At 62.5% G+C, this 19,323-nt stretch carries 19 protein-coding genes and 1 tRNA gene; 11 read left to right on the top strand and 9 right to left on the bottom strand.

Annotated features, from left to right (window positions below):
* Positions 1-156 precede the first annotated feature (156 nt).
* Complete coding sequence (locus ABID59_RS02865) at positions 157-627, top strand: DoxX family protein (RefSeq protein WP_354082380.1); 471 nt, start codon at positions 157-159, stop codon at positions 625-627.
* On the opposite strand, the gene ABID59_RS02860 is transcribed toward ABID59_RS02865, so the two are convergent.
* Positions 608-757: a hypothetical protein gene (locus ABID59_RS02860; RefSeq protein WP_187434832.1), complete on the bottom strand. Its 150-nt coding sequence runs from the start codon at positions 755-757 to the stop codon at positions 608-610. The two genes, ABID59_RS02865 and ABID59_RS02860, sit on opposite strands and share 20 nt — an antisense overlap.
* A gap of 371 nt (positions 758-1,128) precedes the next feature.
* Here ABID59_RS02860 and ABID59_RS02855 point away from each other — a divergent pair, with 371 nt between their 5' ends.
* On the top strand, positions 1,129-3,102 hold the full coding sequence (locus ABID59_RS02855; RefSeq protein WP_354082379.1) for a methyl-accepting chemotaxis protein: 1,974 nt from the start codon (positions 1,129-1,131) through the stop codon (positions 3,100-3,102).
* 37 nt (positions 3,103-3,139) lie between these two features.
* Here ABID59_RS02855 and ABID59_RS02850 read toward each other — a convergent pair whose 3' ends face one another.
* Positions 3,140-6,445 carry a PAS domain-containing sensor histidine kinase gene (locus ABID59_RS02850; protein ID WP_354082378.1) on the bottom strand — a complete coding sequence of 1,102 codons (3,306 nt, stop codon included), beginning with the start codon at positions 6,443-6,445 and terminating at the stop codon, positions 3,140-3,142.
* A gap of 228 nt (positions 6,446-6,673) precedes the next feature.
* Here ABID59_RS02850 and ABID59_RS02845 point away from each other — a divergent pair, with 228 nt between their 5' ends.
* From ABID59_RS02845 to ABID59_RS02825, 5 genes are all read left to right on the top strand, one after another.
* A complete protein-coding gene (locus ABID59_RS02845; protein WP_354082377.1) occupies positions 6,674-7,057 on the top strand; it encodes a phasin family protein in 384 nt (127 codons plus the stop codon).
* A gap of 321 nt (positions 7,058-7,378) precedes the next feature.
* The gene (locus ABID59_RS02840; RefSeq protein WP_148751179.1) at positions 7,379-7,810 is read left to right on the top strand and encodes a phasin; all 432 of its coding nucleotides are present in this window, start codon (positions 7,379-7,381) and stop codon (positions 7,808-7,810) included.
* A 196-nt stretch (positions 7,811-8,006) separates the two neighbouring features.
* Positions 8,007-8,083 (top strand) — tRNA-His (locus tag ABID59_RS02835).
* Positions 8,084-8,167: 84 nt separating this feature from the next.
* A complete protein-coding gene (locus ABID59_RS02830; RefSeq protein ID WP_354082376.1) occupies positions 8,168-9,550 on the top strand; it encodes a site-specific integrase in 1,383 nt (460 codons plus the stop codon).
* The gene (locus ABID59_RS02825) at positions 9,550-10,812 is read left to right on the top strand and encodes a hypothetical protein (protein WP_354082375.1); all 1,263 of its coding nucleotides are present in this window, start codon (positions 9,550-9,552) and stop codon (positions 10,810-10,812) included. Before ABID59_RS02830 ends, ABID59_RS02825 begins: the two co-directional genes overlap by 1 nt.
* Before the next feature lie 47 nt (positions 10,813-10,859).
* Here the strand turns inward: ABID59_RS02825 and ABID59_RS02820 are convergent, their stop codons facing one another.
* A complete protein-coding gene (locus ABID59_RS02820) occupies positions 10,860-11,108 on the bottom strand; it encodes a hypothetical protein (RefSeq protein WP_354082374.1) in 249 nt (82 codons plus the stop codon).
* Between the two features lie 315 nt (positions 11,109-11,423).
* Positions 11,424-12,320, bottom strand: a complete 897-nt coding sequence (locus ABID59_RS02815; protein WP_354082373.1) for a LysR family transcriptional regulator — start codon at positions 12,318-12,320, stop codon at positions 11,424-11,426.
* 268 nt (positions 12,321-12,588) lie between these two features.
* Between ABID59_RS02815 and ABID59_RS02810 the strand changes: the two genes are divergently transcribed.
* The 3 genes from ABID59_RS02810 to ABID59_RS02800 all read left to right on the top strand — a co-directional run bounded on the left by ABID59_RS02810 (position 12,589) and on the right by ABID59_RS02800 (position 14,901).
* Complete coding sequence (locus ABID59_RS02810; protein ID WP_354082372.1) at positions 12,589-13,323, top strand: SDR family NAD(P)-dependent oxidoreductase; 735 nt, start codon at positions 12,589-12,591, stop codon at positions 13,321-13,323.
* A 45-nt stretch (positions 13,324-13,368) separates the two neighbouring features.
* Positions 13,369-13,968: an NADPH-dependent F420 reductase gene (locus ABID59_RS02805; protein WP_354033036.1), complete on the top strand. Its 600-nt coding sequence runs from the start codon at positions 13,369-13,371 to the stop codon at positions 13,966-13,968.
* Between the two features lie 120 nt (positions 13,969-14,088).
* Entirely contained in the window at positions 14,089-14,901 is an 813-nt protein-coding gene (locus ABID59_RS02800; protein WP_354082371.1) for an SDR family NAD(P)-dependent oxidoreductase, read from the top strand.
* A gap of 178 nt (positions 14,902-15,079) precedes the next feature.
* Here ABID59_RS02800 and ABID59_RS02795 read toward each other — a convergent pair whose 3' ends face one another.
* Positions 15,080-15,988: an EamA family transporter gene (locus ABID59_RS02795; RefSeq protein WP_354082370.1), complete on the bottom strand. Its 909-nt coding sequence runs from the start codon at positions 15,986-15,988 to the stop codon at positions 15,080-15,082.
* A 100-nt stretch (positions 15,989-16,088) separates the two neighbouring features.
* Here ABID59_RS02795 and ABID59_RS02790 point away from each other — a divergent pair, with 100 nt between their 5' ends.
* Positions 16,089-16,568, top strand: a complete 480-nt coding sequence (locus ABID59_RS02790) for an Lrp/AsnC family transcriptional regulator (RefSeq protein WP_148751607.1) — start codon at positions 16,089-16,091, stop codon at positions 16,566-16,568.
* Between the two features lie 345 nt (positions 16,569-16,913).
* Here the strand turns inward: ABID59_RS02790 and ABID59_RS02785 are convergent, their stop codons facing one another.
* From ABID59_RS02785 to ABID59_RS02770, 4 genes are all read right to left on the bottom strand, one after another.
* Positions 16,914-17,057, bottom strand: coding sequence for a hypothetical protein (locus ABID59_RS02785; RefSeq protein WP_354082369.1), 144 nt, complete (start codon positions 17,055-17,057; stop codon positions 16,914-16,916).
* Between the two features lie 12 nt (positions 17,058-17,069).
* Positions 17,070-17,672: a mobile mystery protein B gene (locus tag ABID59_RS02780; RefSeq protein WP_354082368.1), complete on the bottom strand. Its 603-nt coding sequence runs from the start codon at positions 17,670-17,672 to the stop codon at positions 17,070-17,072.
* Positions 17,669-18,136 (bottom strand): mobile mystery protein A, encoded by a 468-nt coding sequence (locus ABID59_RS02775; protein WP_354035509.1) that lies wholly within the window; start codon positions 18,134-18,136, stop codon positions 17,669-17,671. Before ABID59_RS02775 ends, ABID59_RS02780 begins: the two co-directional genes overlap by 4 nt.
* Before the next feature lie 203 nt (positions 18,137-18,339).
* Positions 18,340-19,284 (bottom strand): AEC family transporter, encoded by a 945-nt coding sequence (locus ABID59_RS02770; RefSeq protein ID WP_354082367.1) that lies wholly within the window; start codon positions 19,282-19,284, stop codon positions 18,340-18,342.
* Positions 19,285-19,323: the final 39 nt, after the last annotated feature.

The following is a 19,323-nucleotide window of genomic DNA, read 5'->3' as shown; positions in this document are numbered from 1 at the left end:
GCGCCGTGCCTTTTTCGTATGTAGCTCGACGTGCTTTGCCGCCGTGCCAAACAGCCGGCACGGGCGCTTCATGTGTCCGCCCGTTCATGCTATTGTGTGCTCTCGGTACTAAATGTTTCCAGCCGGCGTTGCACAAGACGCTCGGGGGATCTACCGATGAAAGCTGATTCGGATTTTCTGACAGCCGATGGGGTCGCGACAGCCGGAGCTGGCGCACTGCTCCTGATTGGCCGTATTCTGCTGGCATGGGTGTTCGTTGGAAGCGCGTACGGAGCAATAGCCGACTTCAGCGGCTCGGTGGGCTATTTTCGATCGCTGAATCTTCCAGCGCCTGAGCTGTTCACGATCGTGAATATCACGCTGGAAGTCGTCATATCCGCAGGCTTGATATTGGGCATCCGTACGCGCTATTGCGCAGTTCTGATGTTTGTCTTCGTGCTGATGGCAACCGCGATTGCACATCGCTACTGGGAATATCCCGCCGGTGGGCAGCAGATCAATCAGTACAATAATTTCTTGAAGAATATCTCGATCATGGGCGGGGCCATGTTGATCTTCGTCACTGGCGCGGGCCGGTTCAGCTTCGATCGAGTATTGTGGCCGGCAATCACTTCACGTAGAGCTTGAAAGCTTGCGCGACCAGTCGGCGGATGCTCTTTGAGAGCGGTTTGAGAATCTCGCCGACGATTGCGAAGAGAAGCATCAGCCATGTCGCCAATGCTGCGCACCACAACAGCACTTCCAATATGTCAGGCATGATGCCCTCATAAAATGGCTATTCTGAAATTGCGCGAATGTTGCTCAGCCGAGTCGACGCTGCAAGTCCTCTTCAGGGGTAGTCTTCAGGGTAGCAAGACGCCCAGATGCTCGGAAAATGAGCGGCGAAGAGTTCTCGGTGCTGCCGTCCGCGAACCCTTGATTCGCGATGAGCGCCGCGGTGGTCATAAACCGGCTTGTGCACGTCACAGTGCAGAAGCCGCCATCAGCGGTATCGTGGGGTACGGTCAACACATCCTGACGGCGAGCTTTATGACAAAAACACGTAGTTCCACGTGCCCGCAAATTAACGGAAGTTTCTACGCATCAGGGTTTCATCAACCGCATCGGTCACTCTAGCTTGGTACCAAGATGCGGCTTCTCGCTCTTCGCCTCACCCACAAGATCACTGCGATCGGCGTCATCGGCGTCGTCGGTGTCGTCCTCATCGGCGGCATTCATCTCTACGGCGAGCGGGCGATGGGCCTGTCGCGCGACGCCGCCGAGAACGCGCGCACGGTCTTCGAGCTCAACAACAATATTGCGGTCGAGCTGCTCGAAGGCCGCCGCGCCGAAAAGGATTTTCTGCTGCGCAGTGACCCGGCGAGGGCGCAGCGTCAGCTCGAGATCTCGCGCCAGGTCGCACGCGATATCGAAAAGCTCCGCGGCAGGATCGCGGCGCTCGGCAAGCCAGAGCTCGCGCAAAAGATCGATGCGATGAACGAAGCGCTGAAGATCTATCAGATCCGTTTCGCCACGGTGGTCGCGGAGCGGGAGCGTCTCGGGCTTGACGAGAATTCGGGCCTCGAAGGCCGCCTGCGGACCTCCGTCCACGAGATCGAGAGCAAGGTCGACCAACTGCAGAATTCCGCGCTCAAGGTGATCATGCTGATGATGCGCCGGCACGAGAAGGATTTCATGCTGCGTCGTAATGCCAAATACGGCGACGAGATGAAGAAGCGCGCGTCGGAATTTCTGGCCGGCGTCGACGCCGCCGCAGTTCCCGACGACGCGAAGGCCGAGCTGCGCGCGAGGCTCGCCGACTATCAGCGCGACTTCTCCGCCTGGATCGAGACCGCGCTGAAGCTCGCGACGGAATTGAAGGCGATGTCGGAGGCGTTCTCGACGGTCGAACCTGTCATCGAGCAGGTCTCGAAATCGGTCGACAGCATCCGCGCCGAAGCCGACCGGCGCAACGTTGCCGAGCGGGACGGCATCCAGTTCTGGATCGCCGTGGCGATCGCTCTGATCGCGTCCGGCGTGCTTGGGCTCGGCATCTTCATTGGCCGCTCGGTCGCAAAGCCGCTTGCCGCGATGCGGGCGGCCATGATCGAGCTGGCCAAGGGCAATTTCGCGATCGTGCTGCCCGGCCTCGGCCGCCCCGACGAGATCGGCGAGATCGCGCAAGCCGTCGAAACGTTCAAGATCAACGCCGAGCAGAAGGCGCGCGAGGAGGCGGAAGAAAAGATCAGGCAGGACAAGCTCGCGGCCGAGCGCCGACGCGCCGACATGATCAGGATGGCCGACGATTTCGAGGGTGCGATCGGCGAGATCGTCGAGACGGTGTCGTCCGCTGCCACCGAGCTCGAGGCGTCGGCGACGTCGTTGACGACGACCGCGAGCCGTTCGACCGAGCTTGCCACGCTGGTCGAAGCTGCGTCGGAGGAGGCCGCGACCAACGTGCAGTCGGTGGCGTCCGCCGCCGAGGAGCTGACCGCCTCCGTCACCGAGATCAGCCGCCAGGTGCAGGCCTCCGCGCGCATCGCCGGAGAGGCCGTCAGCCAGGCCGGGCACACCAATGATCGCGTCGGCGAATTGTCAAAGGCCGCCGCGCGCATCGGCGATGTGGTCGAGCTCATCAACGCGATCGCGGGCCAGACCAACCTTCTGGCGCTCAATGCCACCATCGAGGCGGCGCGTGCGGGCGAAGCCGGGCGCGGCTTCGCCGTCGTGGCCTCCGAGGTGAAGGCGCTGGCTGAGCAGACGGCGAAGGCTACCGGCGAGATCGGTCAGCAGATCGCGAGCATTCAGGGCGCGACCAACGAGTCCGTCGGCGCGATCAGGACCATCGGCGGCACGATCGAGCGCCTGTCCGAGATCTCGTCCACCATTGCGGCCGCCGTCGAGGAGCAGGGCGCCGCGACCAGCGAGATATCGCGCAACGTCCAGAGTGCGGCGGCCGGCACCACGCAGGTCAGCGCCAACATCAGCAATGTGCGGCAGGGCGCGGTCGAGACCGGCTCGGCATCGACCCAGGTGCTCTCCGCGGCCAGGTCGCTGTCGGGCGACAGCAACCGGCTGAAGTTAGAGGTCGGCAAGTTCCTGGATACCGTGCGCGCGGCTTGAAGCTTCCGCGCCGTCATGCCCGGGCATGACGTGAACCTCACGCCCGTGCCACCACCGGCGCGAACGCCACTTCGATCAGCGTGCCGGAATTCGACGCGCTCTTGATGTTGAACTGGGCGCGGTTGGCCTCGACCAGCGCCTTGGTCAGCGACAGGCTCAGCGCGGAATTGTCCGCGGCGTCGCCCGGTGGCGGGGTGCGGAACGGCTCCATCGCGGCTGCGACTTCCGTCTCGGTCAGCCCATGGCCGGTGTCGCGGATCCGCAGCGCGATCTCGCCGCGATCGTTCAATGCGGTCGAGACGATGACCTGGCCGCCGGCGCTGGCAAGCCGGATCGAGTTCGAGATCAAGTTCATCGTGACCTGACGCAGCGCGCGCGCGTCCGCCGTCACCTGGGGCAGCGCATGCGCGAGCGAGGTGCGGATGATGATGCGTTCGCGGTTGGCCTGCGGCTGCATCACGGTGACACAGGCTTCCACGAGGTCGTTGAGGTTGAGGTTCGTGAAACTGAGATCGAGCTTGCCGGTCTCGATCCGCGACAGCTCCAGCAAATCGTCGATGATGGTGATCACGCGCTCGCCGGAGGCGCGGATGTCCTTCATATATTCGCCATAGCGCTCGTTGCCGAGCGCACCGAAACGTTCGGAGATCATCACCTCGGCAAAGCCGATGATGGCGTTGAGCGGCGTGCGGATCTCGTGGCTGATCCGCGCCAGCATGTCGGCCTTGGCGTTGGCTGCGCCGTCGACCAGGCGTCGCGCCTGCGTCAGCTCGCTCTCGCCCTTCTTGCTTTGCGAGAGGTCGCGGAACACGGCAAAGAAATTCGGGCCGTCGGGCCGCGTGCGGCCCATGATCATGGCGAGCGGAAGCACGCCGCCCTTCTTCTCGCGGCCCAGGACCTCGCGGCCGTGGTCGAGCAGGCTCGCGATGTCCTCGCTCCTGATGCTTTCGAGATAGTCGACGACGATCTGCTGGCTCTCGGGCGCGAACAGCGTCAGCAAATTCTGCTGCATCAGCGCTTCGCCGTCATAGCCGAACAGCGCTTCGGCGCTGCGGTTGCAGGCGTGGATGTTGCCTTCGGCATCGAACATCACGATGCCCTCGGCCGTGGTGTCGAGGATCGCGGCGAGATCTTCGGCCTCGGCATCGCCGGCCTCTAGCTCGGATTCCAAGTCGGCCTCAGACTCCGGCAGGTCGGGGATCACCACCACCGGCTCGGCCATCGCGGGCGCTGCGAAAACAGGCGTGGCCACGACAGGTGCAGGATTGGGCAGCGCGCAGATCAGCGCATGCGCGCTGGCGCCGTCCCAGTCGATCGTGTGCAGATGCGCTTCCGTGGTCGCCAGTGGCTGCTCGCCATTGGCGATCGCAGCACTGATCGTCACCGGCGTGCCGGCCTGCGACGTGCTGCTGGCAGCGGAGACGCCGGGCTCGACATAGAGCGCATCCAGCCCGCCGGCATCCTCCAGCGCGGTCAGGCTGGCATAGCCCATCCGCGTGAGGAACGCAGGGTTGGCGTAGAGCAGGCGATCGAGCCGATAGATCAGCATGCCCGTCGGCACCAGATCGAGCAGCGCGCGGTCGCGCGTGCTGTCGCCGCGCGCGGGCGGTGCGGGCGCGGTCAGCCATTCGGCCGCGGCCGCCGGCGCCTCAGGCTCCGGCGTCGGTGCTTCCTGCGTGGTCTCTTCCGCCGGCGGCTCGGCCGCGACGGATGCAATCGTCTCGCGCTCGCGTTCGAGTCGCTCGGATAATTGTCGCGCGAGCTCGTTGAACGCGCTGTTCTCGACCGGCGTCAGCGTCGGCGATCTCTGATCACCCTGTGATCTGGCGTCGCCGGGCGGACGGAACGGTACGACATTGGGAGGCGTTTCCACGGATGTTTCCAGATCGGTTTGCTGTGAATTCGCTTCGGTGATGAGTACGGGCGGTTCAGGTTCAGGTTCAGGTGGTGGCGGAGGCGGCTCGATCGGCGGAGGCGGCGCCCCCTCCTCGGGATCAGGCTCGACCATATCGGCGCAGAGGCTCTGCGGCACAGTCTGCTCTGACAACAGCTCGTAACGCCGGAGCGCATCGAGCCGGTTGAGACCGTCGAGATCGCGGCAGACGCCAAAACCCTTGAAGCCGGCAAAATTGCGCTCGCGGTCGTAGACCGGCAGGCCTGCGAGCTCGACCGGCAGATGCTCGCCGCCATCGGCCGGCCAGTTCACGGTGATGCCGGCCCAGGTGTCGTGGCTCGCAAGCGCCTGCGCCACGCGCCCGTCCGGATCGAGCGCAAACGCTTCGGCGATCTCGCGCCAGGGCCGGCCGAAGCCGGCCGCAGTGTGCGGGCCGATCAGGTGGATGAACTCGCTCGACGCCAGCACAAAGCGCCCCTCCGCATCCATCTGCCACAGGAAACGCAGCGGATGCTGGCGCGGTGTCTCCGCATGTCCAGGCGGCTCGACCATGGTGCCCGTGATCGGCGCGGCTTGCGGCGGCACGATGGCTGCGGGCGGGTTTTCAACCGGTGTTTCCGGCGCCGCTTCGCGCGCGGGCGGCTCGGGCGTGAGCGTCTCGGCCGTCTCAGGCGTTTCGTCCAGATCGGCAAAGGCGTCGAACAGGTCGATTCCCGCGGCGGGCTCGTTCGCTGGTGGCGTCTCGATGGCCTGCGGCGCAGGATCAGGCGCGCTCTCGGCCACCGGCGCAGCCTGCACGATCGCCGGCTCGATCAGCGCGACGAGTCCGACATCGGCGCCAGTGCCGACCCGTTGCAGCACCATCTTGCCGATCCCGATCGGCAGCTCGACGCGGCCTTGCGCCAGCGCATCGCTGCGCGCCTGCTCGAGGCCGGCTTCGCCGAGATCGCGAAAGCCGAGCAGGGGGCGGGCGGCTTCGCTGGCGCCGGCGAACATGCCATCGGGCGCGAACGCTGCCATCGGCACGGCCGCACCGTCGACGAGCCGATGCAGCCGCTCGACCAGCGACATGGTGCGCGCGCCCGCATCCATCGCGGTGACAAGCACGCCTTCGCCGCCATCGGCAAAGACAAGCCGCGCGCAGGCGCAGGTCATCAGCGTGCCGAGCCGGGCGCCGAAGCCGCGCAGCCGTTCGAGCCTGATGGCGCCGCTCGCCGGCAGCTGGCGGGCGAGGCGGGTGATCTGGCGGCGATGGACGTCGGCCGGCCCGAACGTCTTTGCCGCGAGGATAGCCGCGTTCGCCGCGCCGAAGAATTTTGCCCCGACGGCATTGGCCCACAGCACGCGGCTGCCGTCGGGCGACCACAGCCAGGCCGGCAGCGGAGAGGTCGCATGCACGGACAGCCTGGGATCGCCGACGCCGCGCAACTGGAAATCCGAACTCGTCATCCGACCGGCTTTAAGTCTCGCTTGTTGGCGTCACGTCAGGGACTGCCGGGAATGACAGCCTTAAGAAAGGGTTAGTATCGCCCGCGGCGGCGGGCAGGTCCACGGCCCGAGCTTAACGGGCGCGTCCTAAAGCCGCGATAACCTTAATGTGGCTGAACCCGCAAGCCGCCGCGTCGTTGCATCCGCAGGATTCGGCAAAACCGGCACAACATGACAGGAGCCGCAGCCATGACCGATCAGTCCCATGAGCCTATCGACCTTCCGCCGGAGATGCGCAACGTGGCGGAATCCAGTCTTAAGCAGGCCCGCGACGCCTTCGAGAAACTGCTCGCCAACGCCGAGGCCGCCGCCGGCTCGATCGAGGAGCGCGGCGCCTCCATGCGCGCCGGCGCCAAGGACATCGGCGCCAGGGCGATCGCCTTCGCCGAGACCAATGTGCACGCCTCGCTCAATTACGCCCAGTCGCTGGTCCACGCCAAGGATGTCGCCGAGGTGATGCGGCTGCACAGCGAATACGTCCAGGCCCAGATGAAGGCCCTGGCCGAGCAGGCCAGCGAAATAGGCCAGATCGTCAGCCGCGCGGCGATGGATGCGACCAAGCCGAAGCATTAGCCCGCTCTGTCATTCCGGGGCGCGACGAAGTCGCGAGCCCGGAAATCCATCGGGCGGCAAAATGCCTCAACCCCCGGTTCCCCACCCCGGGAACCTCACTCTCCCCGGGATTAAATTTCCGCACGCGCCCCCGGATCGCGTTGCGCTGCACAATGTTGACATGTTAGGCAGCGATACTGCTGGGCGCTGGACGAGCCATCTCGTTTGTTCTGCGTTTTCCAGTCTTTCGTACCCGCCAGTTCGCAAGAAGAAATGGCCCCGGTTGGGTCGGCGGGCGCGCCAGAAGGCTCACTCCATTTTTCTTTATCGTGAGGGACAACCATGACAGGTGCGACTGATCCGTTTTCTGCCTCGATCATTCCGTTCGAGGTCCCCGAGCAGGTGCGCGCGTTCGCCGAAAAGGGCGTTTCGCAGGCCCGCGAGAACTACGCCAAGTTCAAGGACGCCGCCGAAACCCACAACGGCACCATCGAGGCCGTGTTCGCCAACGCCTCGAAGGGCGCGAACGAGTACACCGCCAAGCTGATGGAATTCGCCAAGGCCAACACCACGGCCCATCTGGACTTCACCCAGGAGCTGCTCGGCGTGAAGTCGCCGACCGACGCCTTCCAGCTCTGGACCGGCCACGCCAAAAAGCAGCTCGAGACGTTCCAGGCCCAGGCCAAGGAGCTGGCCGAGATCACCCAGCGCGTCGCCAGCGCCACTGCCGAGCCGATCAAGGCCTCTGCCTCCAAGCTCTACCCCGCCGCCTGAGCGGATTGGGCCTGAATTGATTAGGAAACCCGGGCCGCGAAGCCCGGGTTTTGCTTTGGAAATAACGTTGTTCGAGGCCCGATTATCGGGTTTTGCGGCCTTGCCAAAAACGGCCGTTGCACCTAGTTTCCGCCCCGTCCAGCCCCCCCTCGGTGACCGGCCCTCTCAGGGCGCCCAAGGTGCGGCTCGCAAGGATGCAGTTGTAGCTCAGTTGGTTAGAGCGCCTGTCTGTGGAACAGGAGGTCGGTGGTTCGAGCCCACCCAACTGTACCACCGTTGCGGATAACTCCGCATTCCCAGCATCTTATTGATAGACCTGACCTATTTGCGCCGCCTAAAATACAAAAGGCGCTACAAATGGCATTGCGGATGGTCGGGTTAGTTGCAGTCAAGGGAGGCGGTTTTGTCGCTCGCAAAGGTATCCCTGCCGACGTTCGCGACGACTATGCGCGCTTGTACGTAGTGCGCTGGGAGGCGCAGCTTCGCATACCTGCTGGCGTGCCCTCTGCCTTCGCTAAGACCCAGTACAGCGAATGGCTGGCAGAAATAGAAACCCGCATCGCCACGCTGCGAGCCCAACGGAACGGCGAGGGCCAGCCGCTCACGAAGGTCAACGCAATTGGTCTCGCGGGCCGCTGGTACAACTGGTTCGTAAAGCAACACGAGGCGGTCCCCGGTAAGCCAAAGTATTGGCGCGAGTTCAGCGACCACATCCTTTGGAACGTGATCCGCCCTGAGGCACCCGACGATTACGAAGAGGACACCAAAGCCGATTCTCGGTGGGAGTGGGCAAGAGAACCGGACGTGCGCGAGGCGGTGAGACCGCAGATTGCCGAGTTGGCGCGCGTAGCGACCTTCTTGGCGAGCGAGGGGAAGGCGCTGGACCTGACCGCCTATGCGTTGTTCGTGGATGCCGTCAGTGACAATCTCTTGGCCGCTGTATCAACGCTAGAGAAGCGCGCGACCGGCGATTACTCCCGCGACGAGACGCCAGACACGTTCCCGTCTTTCACGGACGGACCTTCGCGTGCGGCAGGCATGAGTTGCTGGGACCTTTTCGAAGCCTTCGTTCTTGCGACGAAGCCAGCGGACAAGACTGTAAGCCGATGGCGTGCCGTTTTCCTTGAAATGCAGCGCGAGTTTGCTGACGTGGGAGCGGACGGGATCACGGAGGACGCTGCCCGTAAGTGGGTGCACGGCCTTATCACCGAGGAGCGTCAGGCGATCACTGTCCGCGAGGTGTGGCTATCGTCTTCTCGGCGCGTATTCGGTTGGGCTCGCGAGCATAAACGCATCGGGCAAAACCCTTTCAAGGAAGTGCGGGTAGACGTTCCTCGAAAGGTGCAGACCCGCGAGGAGGGCCGCAGCTTCACTGATGTGGAAGCCAGCACCATTCTTCTAGCGAGTTTAGCCATACAGAAGCCCAGCACGCCCACTGAGCGGACACGTCGTTGGGTGCCGTGGTTGTGTGCCTACTCGGGAGCACGTCCGGGCGAAATCACGCAGTTGCGTGGCATCGACGTGGAGGAGCGCAAAGGCTTCTACGTGATGAAGCTCACGCCCGAGGCAGGCACGATAAAGACAGCGAAGCCCCGCACCGTGCCTATCCATGAGCACCTGTTGGCTCAAGGTTTCATTGAGATGGTGAGGCAGGTCGGCCAAGGCGCGCTGTTCTACAACGACAAGACACCGCAACGACTGAGCGCTGATCCCTTGAGGCAATTCTTAAGCGCGAGGTGATGCCTGAGTACGTCCAGGCTGTAGCGAATGACCCTCAACGGGCGCTGGAGCGTGCCGGTATCACCGTTCTGCCAATTGACCTAAAGCAACGACCGAATACGCACAAATACTTCACGGACGCGCAATACGAAGACTTCTTTGCTTCGATCAATTGGCTTCATGATGTTGTGCCGAGAGAGCACGATGCGGAGAGCCTTGCGCTCACGATGCGTCTTAGGTCGGGCAGACACAGCGGAGATATTTTTCAATGTGGCTACATTTTTGTCACGCGTAATCCGCGGTTCGTGCAGCACTCGCGCCAATATTGTCTTGCAAGTCGACTTCTGTACGAAACTCAGGAAAACGCAGTCATTCATCAGCGTGAACTGGCAACGGTTGCTTGGCTAAGAACAGGACTCGGTGTTGCCGAACGCATACCTCGGGGGCAATTGCTGGCCGCCTGCGAACGCGTGCTGCGCGTACGGAGCGAGGTGCGGGACGCGGTTGCCGAGCGACTAAAGGAATTCACACCTGATAAAATGGAGGAATTCGAGCTTCTTATCAGCGATCACCGTAGCCTTCGGCGCTTGGCGGACCAAACGCTCAACAACGAAAAGGTGGTCACGGCTGACAATGCGGCGGAGCTTTTAGAGGCGATGCGCCAAGCGACCATAGCTGAGGAGAAGAAAGCTTTTGACGAGCAACTGGCGGCTCAGACGGCCGAGCATCTCAGACTTGACGCCGCTCAGAAGGCCGAGCATCTCAGACTTGAGGCTGCTCAAAAGGCAGAGCATCTCAGACTTGAAGAAGAAAGTGCCGCTGAAGCAGAGCGTCTACGTGCCAATGCCGCCACAATTGCTTCGGAGCGAGATTCGGCGCGCGATGCAGCCAAATCGCTTAGAACGTCACGGGAAACTAGTGTGCACGCCATCGCAGCGTGGACTACCGGAACGGTGCGGATATTTGATCTAGTCGGAACGGGCATCATCCTGCTGTTCGCTGGTGCAGGGATACTCAACTATTTTACCGGCTGGCTGACTAAATCCTCTCCGCTGTCGATTGTGTTTGGCGTCCTACTTGGATTGTTCGGCGTCTATCACGGCATCATGAATGCTCTGGAGCGGCCTAAGATTGGCCTAGCCTCGCTTCTCAACCGGTTGGCTAAAATGCTCCTTAGGCAGAGGTTGGAAAGGGCGGGCCTTGCCGAAGCTATCGATATTGATGCTGTGAAGTTCGCGAATGGGCGGATCAGTGTACCCCCTTCTGCGATCAGGGCGGACTAAACGATTGTTGGTGTAGCAGTGCGTGGTAGTGTCCCCGCCCGTCTCCCCTAGGGAGCGGTCAGCGTAGTGATCGCCTGAAACAGAGTGGCGAGCCCAGCCGTACCCGCTGCGCAAGCGTTCCAAAACGTTTGCCGTTTGAAACCGTAAGCTACGTCTTCCATGCCAACCAAAGCACCGAAGCCACTTCCTAGCTTATCAGTGGGGACGCGCACCAGCGCAGCAACGAACCAAAGCACCGCCGACAACAATCCGGCTGCGATTGAGAGCCAAGTAGTGGTTTGATGGATGTGGATCATTGTGACTATCCTTTTCCGCTAGGCGCTGCGTGGGCTAGCACAAATACAAAAGACTGCTACAAACTCAAACCACCGGCGAGAAAATTCGCTAGGTTTATCAATGCTAACGGTCGCGGTTTGCGGTTCCCACCCAACTGTACCATGCCACTTAAATTGGCCCGTAGTTCAGCATCTTACTGATAGGCCTGACGTTTTTGATTACGGTGACAGTGCACAAAACTGTCCATCCTGCAGGGCGCGCCCTATCCGCAATGCCGGTCAAAGACAATTTTGTGCACTGTCCGCGTAACTCCGCCGCCGCCGACCTCCCCCGCCTCACTCGCGCGATATGGACAGTCCCGCGAGAAGCGGCGCGTACGCGGCGAGCCTGCGGGATACGAACTCCGTGAACAGCCGCACGCGCTTCGTCTTGCGTGTGTCTCCCTGTGTGAGGAGCCAAACCGTTCCGTACATGTGCAGCTCGGTACCCGGCACCCTCGCCAGCAGGGGGTCGGCATCGCCGACGAAGCACGGCAGTGTCGTCATCCCGAGCCCTTGCCGTACGGCAGCGATCTGCGCCTCGGCGTCGGTGATCCTGAATGGAACGCCTGTGGTGCGAACCTCACCCTCGCTGGCCCAGTCCGGGGTGCCATGCATGCTGATGACGATCCACCGGATGGGATCAGGCGCGCCCGCACGCCATGCGGCCAGTCGATCGCGGGACATGTAGACGCCGCCGTACAGCTCCGGTCCCTTCATGCCGTGAAGATTGAGCGGCAGGGTCTTGCGGTCGTAGACGACGCGGATCGCGACGTCGGCCTCGCGGTTGGTCAGATTTGCCAGCTCGCCGGACGACAAGATCTCCATCTCGATATCAGGATGCAGACGCGCGAAATCGGCGAAGTCCGGCATCAGCAGGTGTGTCGCCAGCGGCGGCGCCAGCGTCACCCGCAGCAGCCCGCGCACGCTCTGGTCGCGGCCGAAGACGCGCGTCTCCAGCTGGTGCGACGACGCTTCCATCTGGTCCGCGAACTCGAGCACCTCCTCGCCCGCAGCCGTCACGCGGTAGCCCGACGGCAGCTTTTCGAACATGTGGACCCCGAGGCGTTCCTCGAGCTGGGCGATGCGTCGCAGCACGGTCGCGTGGTTCACGCCGAGGCGCTCGGCGGCCGCCCGCACCGAGCCTCCGCGCGCGACGGCAAGAAAGTAGCGAACGTCATCCCAGTCGATCATGGTGCAATCCCGCACCGCGCGGTGCGCCTTCCCGAATCCCATCTCTAACACATCGACCAGCAGTAGGGGCGGTCGTCCTAGCCCTATGGCGGCAAGCGCGGTCCAATTTCCGAACGGCGGACACCGATTGCGGCCGACTGCAGTCGTTCAGCCGGATCGATTTCGCACCACCGATGTGCGCGCTTCCGCACTCGCCGCGTGAGGCCGGCAGACCCATCTCGAGCTTCTCGGGGGCAGATGCTGTCCCGACATCACGACAGGAGAAGTTATGGGAAAGCTTGAGGGTAAGGTTGCCGTCGTCACGGGTGGATCGAGCGGCATGGCGCTGGCGAGCGCCAGGCGCTTCGTTGACGAAGGCGCCTATGTTTTCATTACCGGCCGGAGGCAGGAGGCGCTCGACCAGGCCGTCAAGCTGATCGGCCGGAACGTGACCGGCGTGCGCGGCGACGCGGCCAATCTCGGCGATCTCGACCGCCTGTTCGACACGGTCAAGCGGCAGAAGGGCGGGATCGACATCCTCTACGCGAGCGCCGGCACGGGCGAAGCCGTCCCACTGGGCGAGATTACCGAGCAGCATTTCGATGCGACCTTCAACCTGAATGCGCGCGGCACGCTGTTTACGGTCCAGAAGGCGTTACCGCTGTTTCGCGATGGCGGATCAATCTTCATGACCGGGTCAGTTGCTTCGATCAAAGGTTTTCCTGGCTACAGCGTCTATGCGGCGAGCAAGGCGACGTTGCACGCATTCGCACGCGGTTGGCTCAACGAGCTGAAGGGCAGGAATATCCGGGTGAACGTGCTGCACCCGGGGCCGATCGCCACACCGATGCAGGACCAGGTTCTCACCGAGGAGGCGAAGCGGATGTTCGAATCCCTGATCCCGCGGGGAAAGATGGGTCGTCCTGAAGAAATTGCAGCGGTCGCGCTGTTCCTTGCTTCAGACGATTCGAGCTTCGTGAATGGGGTGGAGTTGTCCGTCGACGGCGGCTTCTCGGCGATCTGAAGCGCCAGCAAATCAATATCAACAACACGGATCGGAGAAGTTCAAATGAGCTATGCGATTGTAGGATTCGGCAAGATAGGCCAGGCGCTCGCCCACGCCTTCGCCCGCAAAAACATCGACGTGACGGTTGCGAGCCGCCGGCCGCCCGAGGCGTTGGCGCCGCAAGCCCGGGCGATTGGACCCAGTGTCGTCGCCAAATCGCTGCGGGATGCACTCGAGGCCGACACCATCATCCTGGCGGTCCCGTTCGGGGAGCATCGCGAGGTTGCGAAGGCCCTGCCGAGCTGGAAAGGCAAGACGATCATCGACGCCATGAACGCGTTTCCAGTCCCTGAAGAGCTGCACGGTCTCCCGTCCTCCGCGTTCGTCGCGAAGGCGTTCACCGGGGCGAGGCTCGTCAAAGGGTTCAATCACCTGCCTGCGGCCGCCCTGGCTGCCGATCCGGTCGTCGAGGGCGGTCACCGGGTGGTCTTTCTGTCTGGTGACGACGAGGACGCGATCGCTCCGGTGGCGGCCCTGGCCAAACAACTCGGGTTCGCACCGGTCGACTTGGGAAAGCTCAACGAGGGTGGCGCGCTGGTGCACGCACGCGGCCGCACCTGGGGCCGGCTCATCTTCAAGGATCTGTTCAAGAAGGAGCAGTAATCGACGCATTGCGGATTACGGGGTTACGCGGGGTTACGGTGACAGTGCACTTAACTCGCCGTAACGCCCGTAACCCCAGGATCGGCGGATGATCACCACCTACCATTGGAGATGAATGACATGAATATTGAACTCAGGGGCCGCAAGGCGATTGTCACCGGATCCACCGCCGGTATCGGCCGCGCGACGGCGGAGGGGCTGGTCCGTGCCGGCGCATCGGTCGTCGTCAACGGCCGTGGGAATACCCGGGTCGACGAGGCGGTGCGGCAGATGCGGCAGGCCTTTCCCGGAAGCGACATCTCGGGTATCGCCGCCGATCTTGCGACAGCGGAGGGTGCCGAGGCCTTGATCGCGCAGGCGCCGGACGCCGATATCCTTGTGAACAACGTTGGTACGGCTCACATCCGGGGCTACAATGGCGTCGAGGACATCGCGAAGATTCCCGACGAAGACTGGCTCGGCCTCTTCCAGTTGAACGTCATGAGTGGCGTGCGCGTGACCCGTCATTACCTGCCGCGGATGGTGGCGAAAGGCTGGGGCCGCGTCGTGTTTGTAAGTAGCGAGTCCGCGGTCAACATCCCCAAGGAAATGCTCGACTACGGCATGACCAAGACCGCTCAACTCGCGGTCTCGCGCGGGCTTGCCGAGGCGGTCGCGGGCACGGGCGTCACCGTCAACGCCGTCCTGCCGGGACCCACCCGCTCCGAGATCCTGGGCGACTTCATGGCGAAGCAGGCCGAAGCAAACGGAATCACGCAGCAGGAAGCCGAGCAGGGCTTCCTGAAGGCAATGCGTCCGACCACCCTCATCCAACGCTTCGCGACCACCGATGAGGTAGCCAACATGATCATCTACGCATGCTCGGAGCAGGCTTCGGCGACAACCGGCGCGGCTTTACGGGTGGATGGCGGCGTGGTCCGTTTCGTCGCGTAGCGCAACACAATCGATGGCTGGGCACTCGAGCAACTGAGATTACGGATTACGGTGACAGTGCATAAAACTCCCGATCCCACAGCGTGCTCGCTGTCCGCAATGCGCAATCTCGTGCACCGTAACTCCGTAACTCCCCGATCCCGCGCCATCGTTCGCTAGGCGATCGGCAACAAGAAGCTCACGGCGCCGTGGATGCCAACTTCGGAATAGGCGCTTCCGGCGCCGCGGGCTTGTGGATTGCGACCCCTGACATGACGAGCAATACGCCGATCATGTCCTGCCCGCTGGGGATTTGCGCCAGGACCATGAGGCCGAGCAGGGTGGCCGTCGCTGGCAGCAGCGCGAGCATCAGGGCGAAACTCGCCCGCGGCAGGCGGGACATCGCCAACTGATCGCAGACATAGGGTATGACGGATGAGCAGGCACCCACGGCGACACCCGCGAGGACCAGCACGGGCGTCGCGAAGGCCTTTGCGGCTTGGACGAACCCAATCGGCATGATGAAGAAGAACGCTATTGCCATCGCCGCTCCGAGCCGCTCAACGCCGCCGCTCGCGCCGCCCTCGGATATCTTGTGTCCCAGTATGATATAGCCGACGAACAGTGCGCTGTTCAGAAACGCCCAGAACAGCCCGAGCGGGTCGGTTGACCATTTCACGTCGATCAGCAGAAACACGCCGAGCGCCGCGAGCGCTAGCGCCGCAAAATTGCGAGCCGTCCGGAGTCCGTACAACGCAACGCTTATCGTCCCAACAAACTCCATCGCCGCAACCAGGCTCATGGGCAGTCGATCAAGCGCCAGATAGAACGACGTGTTCATTATCGCGAGACAGCCGCCAAGGCTGATGAGCATAAATCGCGTTCGCGGGTCGGCGCGCTTGATCGTCCTCCATGGCTTGGTCCACGGCGCAAAGATGACCGCAGCGGACGCGATCCGCATCCAGGCGACGCCAAGGACGCCGACTGGCGGGAAAAGCAGGACGGCAAAGGACGGGCCCAGGTAATGGAATATGGCGCTCACGCCGAACCAGGCATGTGGTGGGGCGGAATGAGCGACCTTGGTGAACGTCAGGCCGAGATTCGGCATGCGGTTCCTCTCACCTAAGTATGAGAGCCACGGCAGCCTTCTTAAATGCCATCCGAGAGACTAGACTGCGGTAATCTTCCATTGATCAAAGGTGAATCACGTGAAACGCCTTCGATATGAAAATGGCGATCTGGACGCAACCGATGTCCGCATTCTGGATGCCTTGGTCGACGACGCCCGGATGAGCATCGCCGATCTGGCCCGTTCAGTCGGTCTATCGTCGCCGAGCGTGTCCGAAAGGATCAAGCGCCTGGAGGAAGTCGGTGTGATCGAGGGCTACACGCTGACGATCAATCCAAAGGCCTTGGGCCTGCCAATCGCGGCTTGGTTGCGCATCAAGCCTATTCCCGGACAACTGCAGAAAGTCGCGGACGTCCTGCGCGGACTACGGGAGATCGTGGAGTGTGATCGAATTACCGGCGAGGACTGTTTTATCGCGCGAGCCCATGTCCAATCTGTCGACGACCTGGAGAAACTGATCGACCAAGTCATCCCCTATGCGATGACCAACACGTCGATCATCCAGTCTTCCCCGGTCAAGAGGCGCTTGCCGCGACTCCTCCGCGGCGACAAGTTGTGATGCCGTGCTGCTGACAGTTGTTGCAAACGCCCGGACATGAGGCCTGCTGGCTGCGTTCGGCTGGATCATGTTCAGCATTTGGAGTAAGCTTTTGGATACAGCAACATGTCAGCGGAGGTCCTCGGTGGAACATCGCGGCGTAAGCTTCTCGATCGCTAGAATGAGCTATTTATCCGGTTGGCAGTGGACCGTCGGAAAGGGCCGAACGGTGTCGGTCGGGGTCTGCGCCACGAGGCTGGATGCGATCCGCCAGGCTCGGACTTTCATTGACGCGATTGTGGACTGGGCTGCTTAAGCTGCGCGGCGCTACTCACCCCCGCCACCACCATCACCGCGCTGGCAACGTCAACGCCGCCAGCAACGTCCCCAGCGCCACCCGCCCGACACTGTGTTCACCAGCCGCTGATGCTGCGCCGCGAAGATGTAGGCGTTCACGCCGGTCGGCATCGCTGCGAACAGCACGACGACGGCGGCGGACGGCAGATCCAATAGCTTCGCGCTTCAGAGATCATCTCGCGGACCAACGAACCTGATCAAAGGACCAATATCATCCTGGTCCGCAGCCTTGAGGGCCGCAATGTAAGCGGCACGTCGTTCGTTCATCTTTTGAAGATCATGTCCGCCTGCCCAATCGATTGGCTTTGCCTTGCAGACGCGGTCCAGGACAGCATCCGCCATGATGCGGGCGTGCCTGCCGTTGCCATTGGGAAACGGATGAATTTTGACGAGGCGATGGTGCAAGCGAATGGCAGCTTCGGAAGGCGGGTAGATTTTGTTGTCAGCCCAATACTGGGCGTCACCCATGAGGGTTCGAAGCTCCACAGGGATGTGGACGGGATCGATGCCGATGTTCTTTCCAGTCTTTCGGAACGTTCCCGCCCAGTTCCAGACGTCGCCGAACAAGCGCTTGTGCAAGGTGATGACGAAGTCGTCGGTCAGAACGTGGGCTCTCTGCCGACCGAGCCAGCGCAAGCCGGACCCGATGTTGGCCTGTTCCAGTTGATCGAGCTCGCCTTGCGTCGTGATGTGTTTATGCTTCAGCCCGTCAAGCTCGTTTGGGTCGAGCGGCGTCGCTCCGTCGGGATACTGGAGATCCCCGATCATTGATCGCTCCAGAAATTCGGAGGCATTTCCTGCGCGATCTCACGGGTGAGACGTTCGACTTCCTGATCAATTTTGTCATCCGGCAGTTTCTGGTTTTCGAGGGCCATGTGCGTGCTGGCTGTGCCAACGATGGCCATGGCCTTTTTTCGAGCTTGGGCGGTGATGATATCCTCGACATGTCCCGATGCCGGAACGATCGCATAGACGAAGCGACACCCCATCGCCTCGGCTGCCGCCTGCATTGATTTCAGGGTGACGCCGCCTGCGAGTTCGGCGCGCTCTGCCGCGGGAACGCGTGCGCGGGTGACGCCCATTTTCTTTGCGACGTCGGCACCCGACATGCCGAGCGCGCTGCGGACCGTGCGCAGCCAGCCTTCGGGCGGCGCTTTCAGGCCGGCCGCGCTTGCGGCCGCGCTGTCGACGATGTTGCGATACTGCTGCTGAACGATAGTTTTGACGCCCATTTGTCGACTCATTGAGCTACGTGGAGACTTGTGTTGGATATTTATATATATCCGTTTAATAAGATTTTGTATATCTATATATATCAGAGGATCTGAACTTTGGATATATATGGGTATACGGTTTAGAACCGTGCTCTCGAACCCGCTAAAATGGATCATTTTCGTGATTCCGGCACGAGGTCGCCGGGCGGGCACAGCGAGCCCTACCTCACCCCCGCCACCACCATCACCACCACCGGCAACGTCACCGCCGCCAGCAGCGTCCCCAGCGCCACCGCGCCCGACACCGGGTTCACCAGCCGCTGATACTGGACCGCAAAAATATACGCGTTCGCGCCGGTCGGCATCGCCGCGAACAGCACGACGACACCTGTCACGACCGGCGGCAGGTTCAGCAGTTTTGCCAGCACGAACGCGATCGCCGGCATCGCCAGCAGCTTGAGCGTGCTCATCGCGACGACGCTCGGCATTTCGCCCTTTACCTCGAACCGGAACAGGTTGATGCCGAGCGCGATCAGCGCGGCCGGCGATCCCGCCTGGGCGAGCAGCTCGATCGTCTTGTCGACGACGGGGTTGAGCCCGAGGCCGGTGAAGCGCCAGGCGACGCCGAAGCCGATGCCCAGCATCAGCGGATTGCGCGCGAGATCCGCCAGCACGGGACGGATCACCGCCAGCGCCGAGCCGGTGCGCTTGCGGCTGACAAGCTCCATCTGCAAAATGCCGCAGAGCCAGAGCAGCGGCGTGTTCACCGACAGGATCAGCGACATCGGGCCGGCGGCTTCGTTGCCCAGCGCCGAGAGCACGAGCGGAATGCCGAGCATCACGATGTTGCCGTAGACCGAGCCGATCGCGAACACGACGCCGTCCTCGCGGTCCTCGCGCCGCTCGCGCAGCAGAACCGAGATCATCAGCGCCGCGATCCAGGTAAGGGAAAGCGCGCCGTAATAGGCGCCCCACATCCGCCAGGGGCTGACGTCGGGGAATTCCGAGACGACGATGGTGCGAAACAGCAGCGCGGGGATCGCGATGCTGAAGGCGAATTCGGAGATGCCCTTGTGTGCGCCCTCGGAGACGAAGCGAAACAGCACCGACGCATAGCCGGCCCCGATCAGCGCAAACACCGGCGCGACGATCAACACGGTGGCCATGCGGTCCTCCCCCTCACGGGGAGATTAGGCCGACCACCC

The sequence above is a fragment of the Bradyrhizobium sp. S3.3.6 genome (assembly GCF_040546905.1).
Lineage (GTDB): Bacteria > Pseudomonadota > Alphaproteobacteria > Rhizobiales > Xanthobacteraceae > Bradyrhizobium > Bradyrhizobium cytisi.
The sequence above is the reverse complement of the archived record's forward strand: the minus strand, read 5'-3'. Positions and strand labels throughout refer to the sequence as shown.

Bases quoted from the DNA above. Each gene is read 5' to 3' on its own strand.
- ABID59_RS02830 (WP_354082376.1), top strand. From the start codon at position 8,168: ATGGCATTGCGGATGGTCGGGTTAGTTGCAGTCAAGGGAGGCGGTTTT.
- ABID59_RS02820 (WP_354082374.1), bottom strand. From the start codon at position 11,108: ATGATCCACATCCATCAAACCACTACTTGGCTCTCAATCGCAGCCGGA.
- ABID59_RS02815 (WP_354082373.1), bottom strand. From the start codon at position 12,320: ATGATCGACTGGGATGACGTTCGCTACTTTCTTGCCGTCGCGCGCGGA.
- ABID59_RS02780 (WP_354082368.1), bottom strand. From the start codon at position 17,672: ATGATCGGGGATCTCCAGTATCCCGACGGAGCGACGCCGCTCGACCCA.
- ABID59_RS02855 (WP_354082379.1), top strand. From the start codon at position 1,129: ATGCGGCTTCTCGCTCTTCGCCTCACCCACAAGATCACTGCGATCGGC.
- ABID59_RS02770 (WP_354082367.1), bottom strand. From the start codon at position 19,284: ATGGCCACCGTGTTGATCGTCGCGCCGGTGTTTGCGCTGATCGGGGCC.
- ABID59_RS02860 (WP_187434832.1), bottom strand. From the start codon at position 757: ATGCCTGACATATTGGAAGTGCTGTTGTGGTGCGCAGCATTGGCGACA.
- ABID59_RS02810 (WP_354082372.1), top strand. From the start codon at position 12,589: ATGGGAAAGCTTGAGGGTAAGGTTGCCGTCGTCACGGGTGGATCGAGC.
- ABID59_RS02850 (WP_354082378.1), bottom strand. From the start codon at position 6,445: ATGACGAGTTCGGATTTCCAGTTGCGCGGCGTCGGCGATCCCAGGCTG.
- ABID59_RS02795 (WP_354082370.1), bottom strand. From the start codon at position 15,988: ATGCCGAATCTCGGCCTGACGTTCACCAAGGTCGCTCATTCCGCCCCA.
- ABID59_RS02825 (WP_354082375.1), top strand. From the start codon at position 9,550: ATGCCTGAGTACGTCCAGGCTGTAGCGAATGACCCTCAACGGGCGCTG.
- ABID59_RS02805 (WP_354033036.1), top strand. From the start codon at position 13,369: ATGAGCTATGCGATTGTAGGATTCGGCAAGATAGGCCAGGCGCTCGCC.
- ABID59_RS02800 (WP_354082371.1), top strand. From the start codon at position 14,089: ATGAATATTGAACTCAGGGGCCGCAAGGCGATTGTCACCGGATCCACC.
- ABID59_RS02775 (WP_354035509.1), bottom strand. From the start codon at position 18,136: ATGGGCGTCAAAACTATCGTTCAGCAGCAGTATCGCAACATCGTCGAC.
- ABID59_RS02865 (WP_354082380.1), top strand. From the start codon at position 157: ATGAAAGCTGATTCGGATTTTCTGACAGCCGATGGGGTCGCGACAGCC.
- ABID59_RS02840 (WP_148751179.1), top strand. From the start codon at position 7,379: ATGACAGGTGCGACTGATCCGTTTTCTGCCTCGATCATTCCGTTCGAG.
- ABID59_RS02845 (WP_354082377.1), top strand. From the start codon at position 6,674: ATGACCGATCAGTCCCATGAGCCTATCGACCTTCCGCCGGAGATGCGC.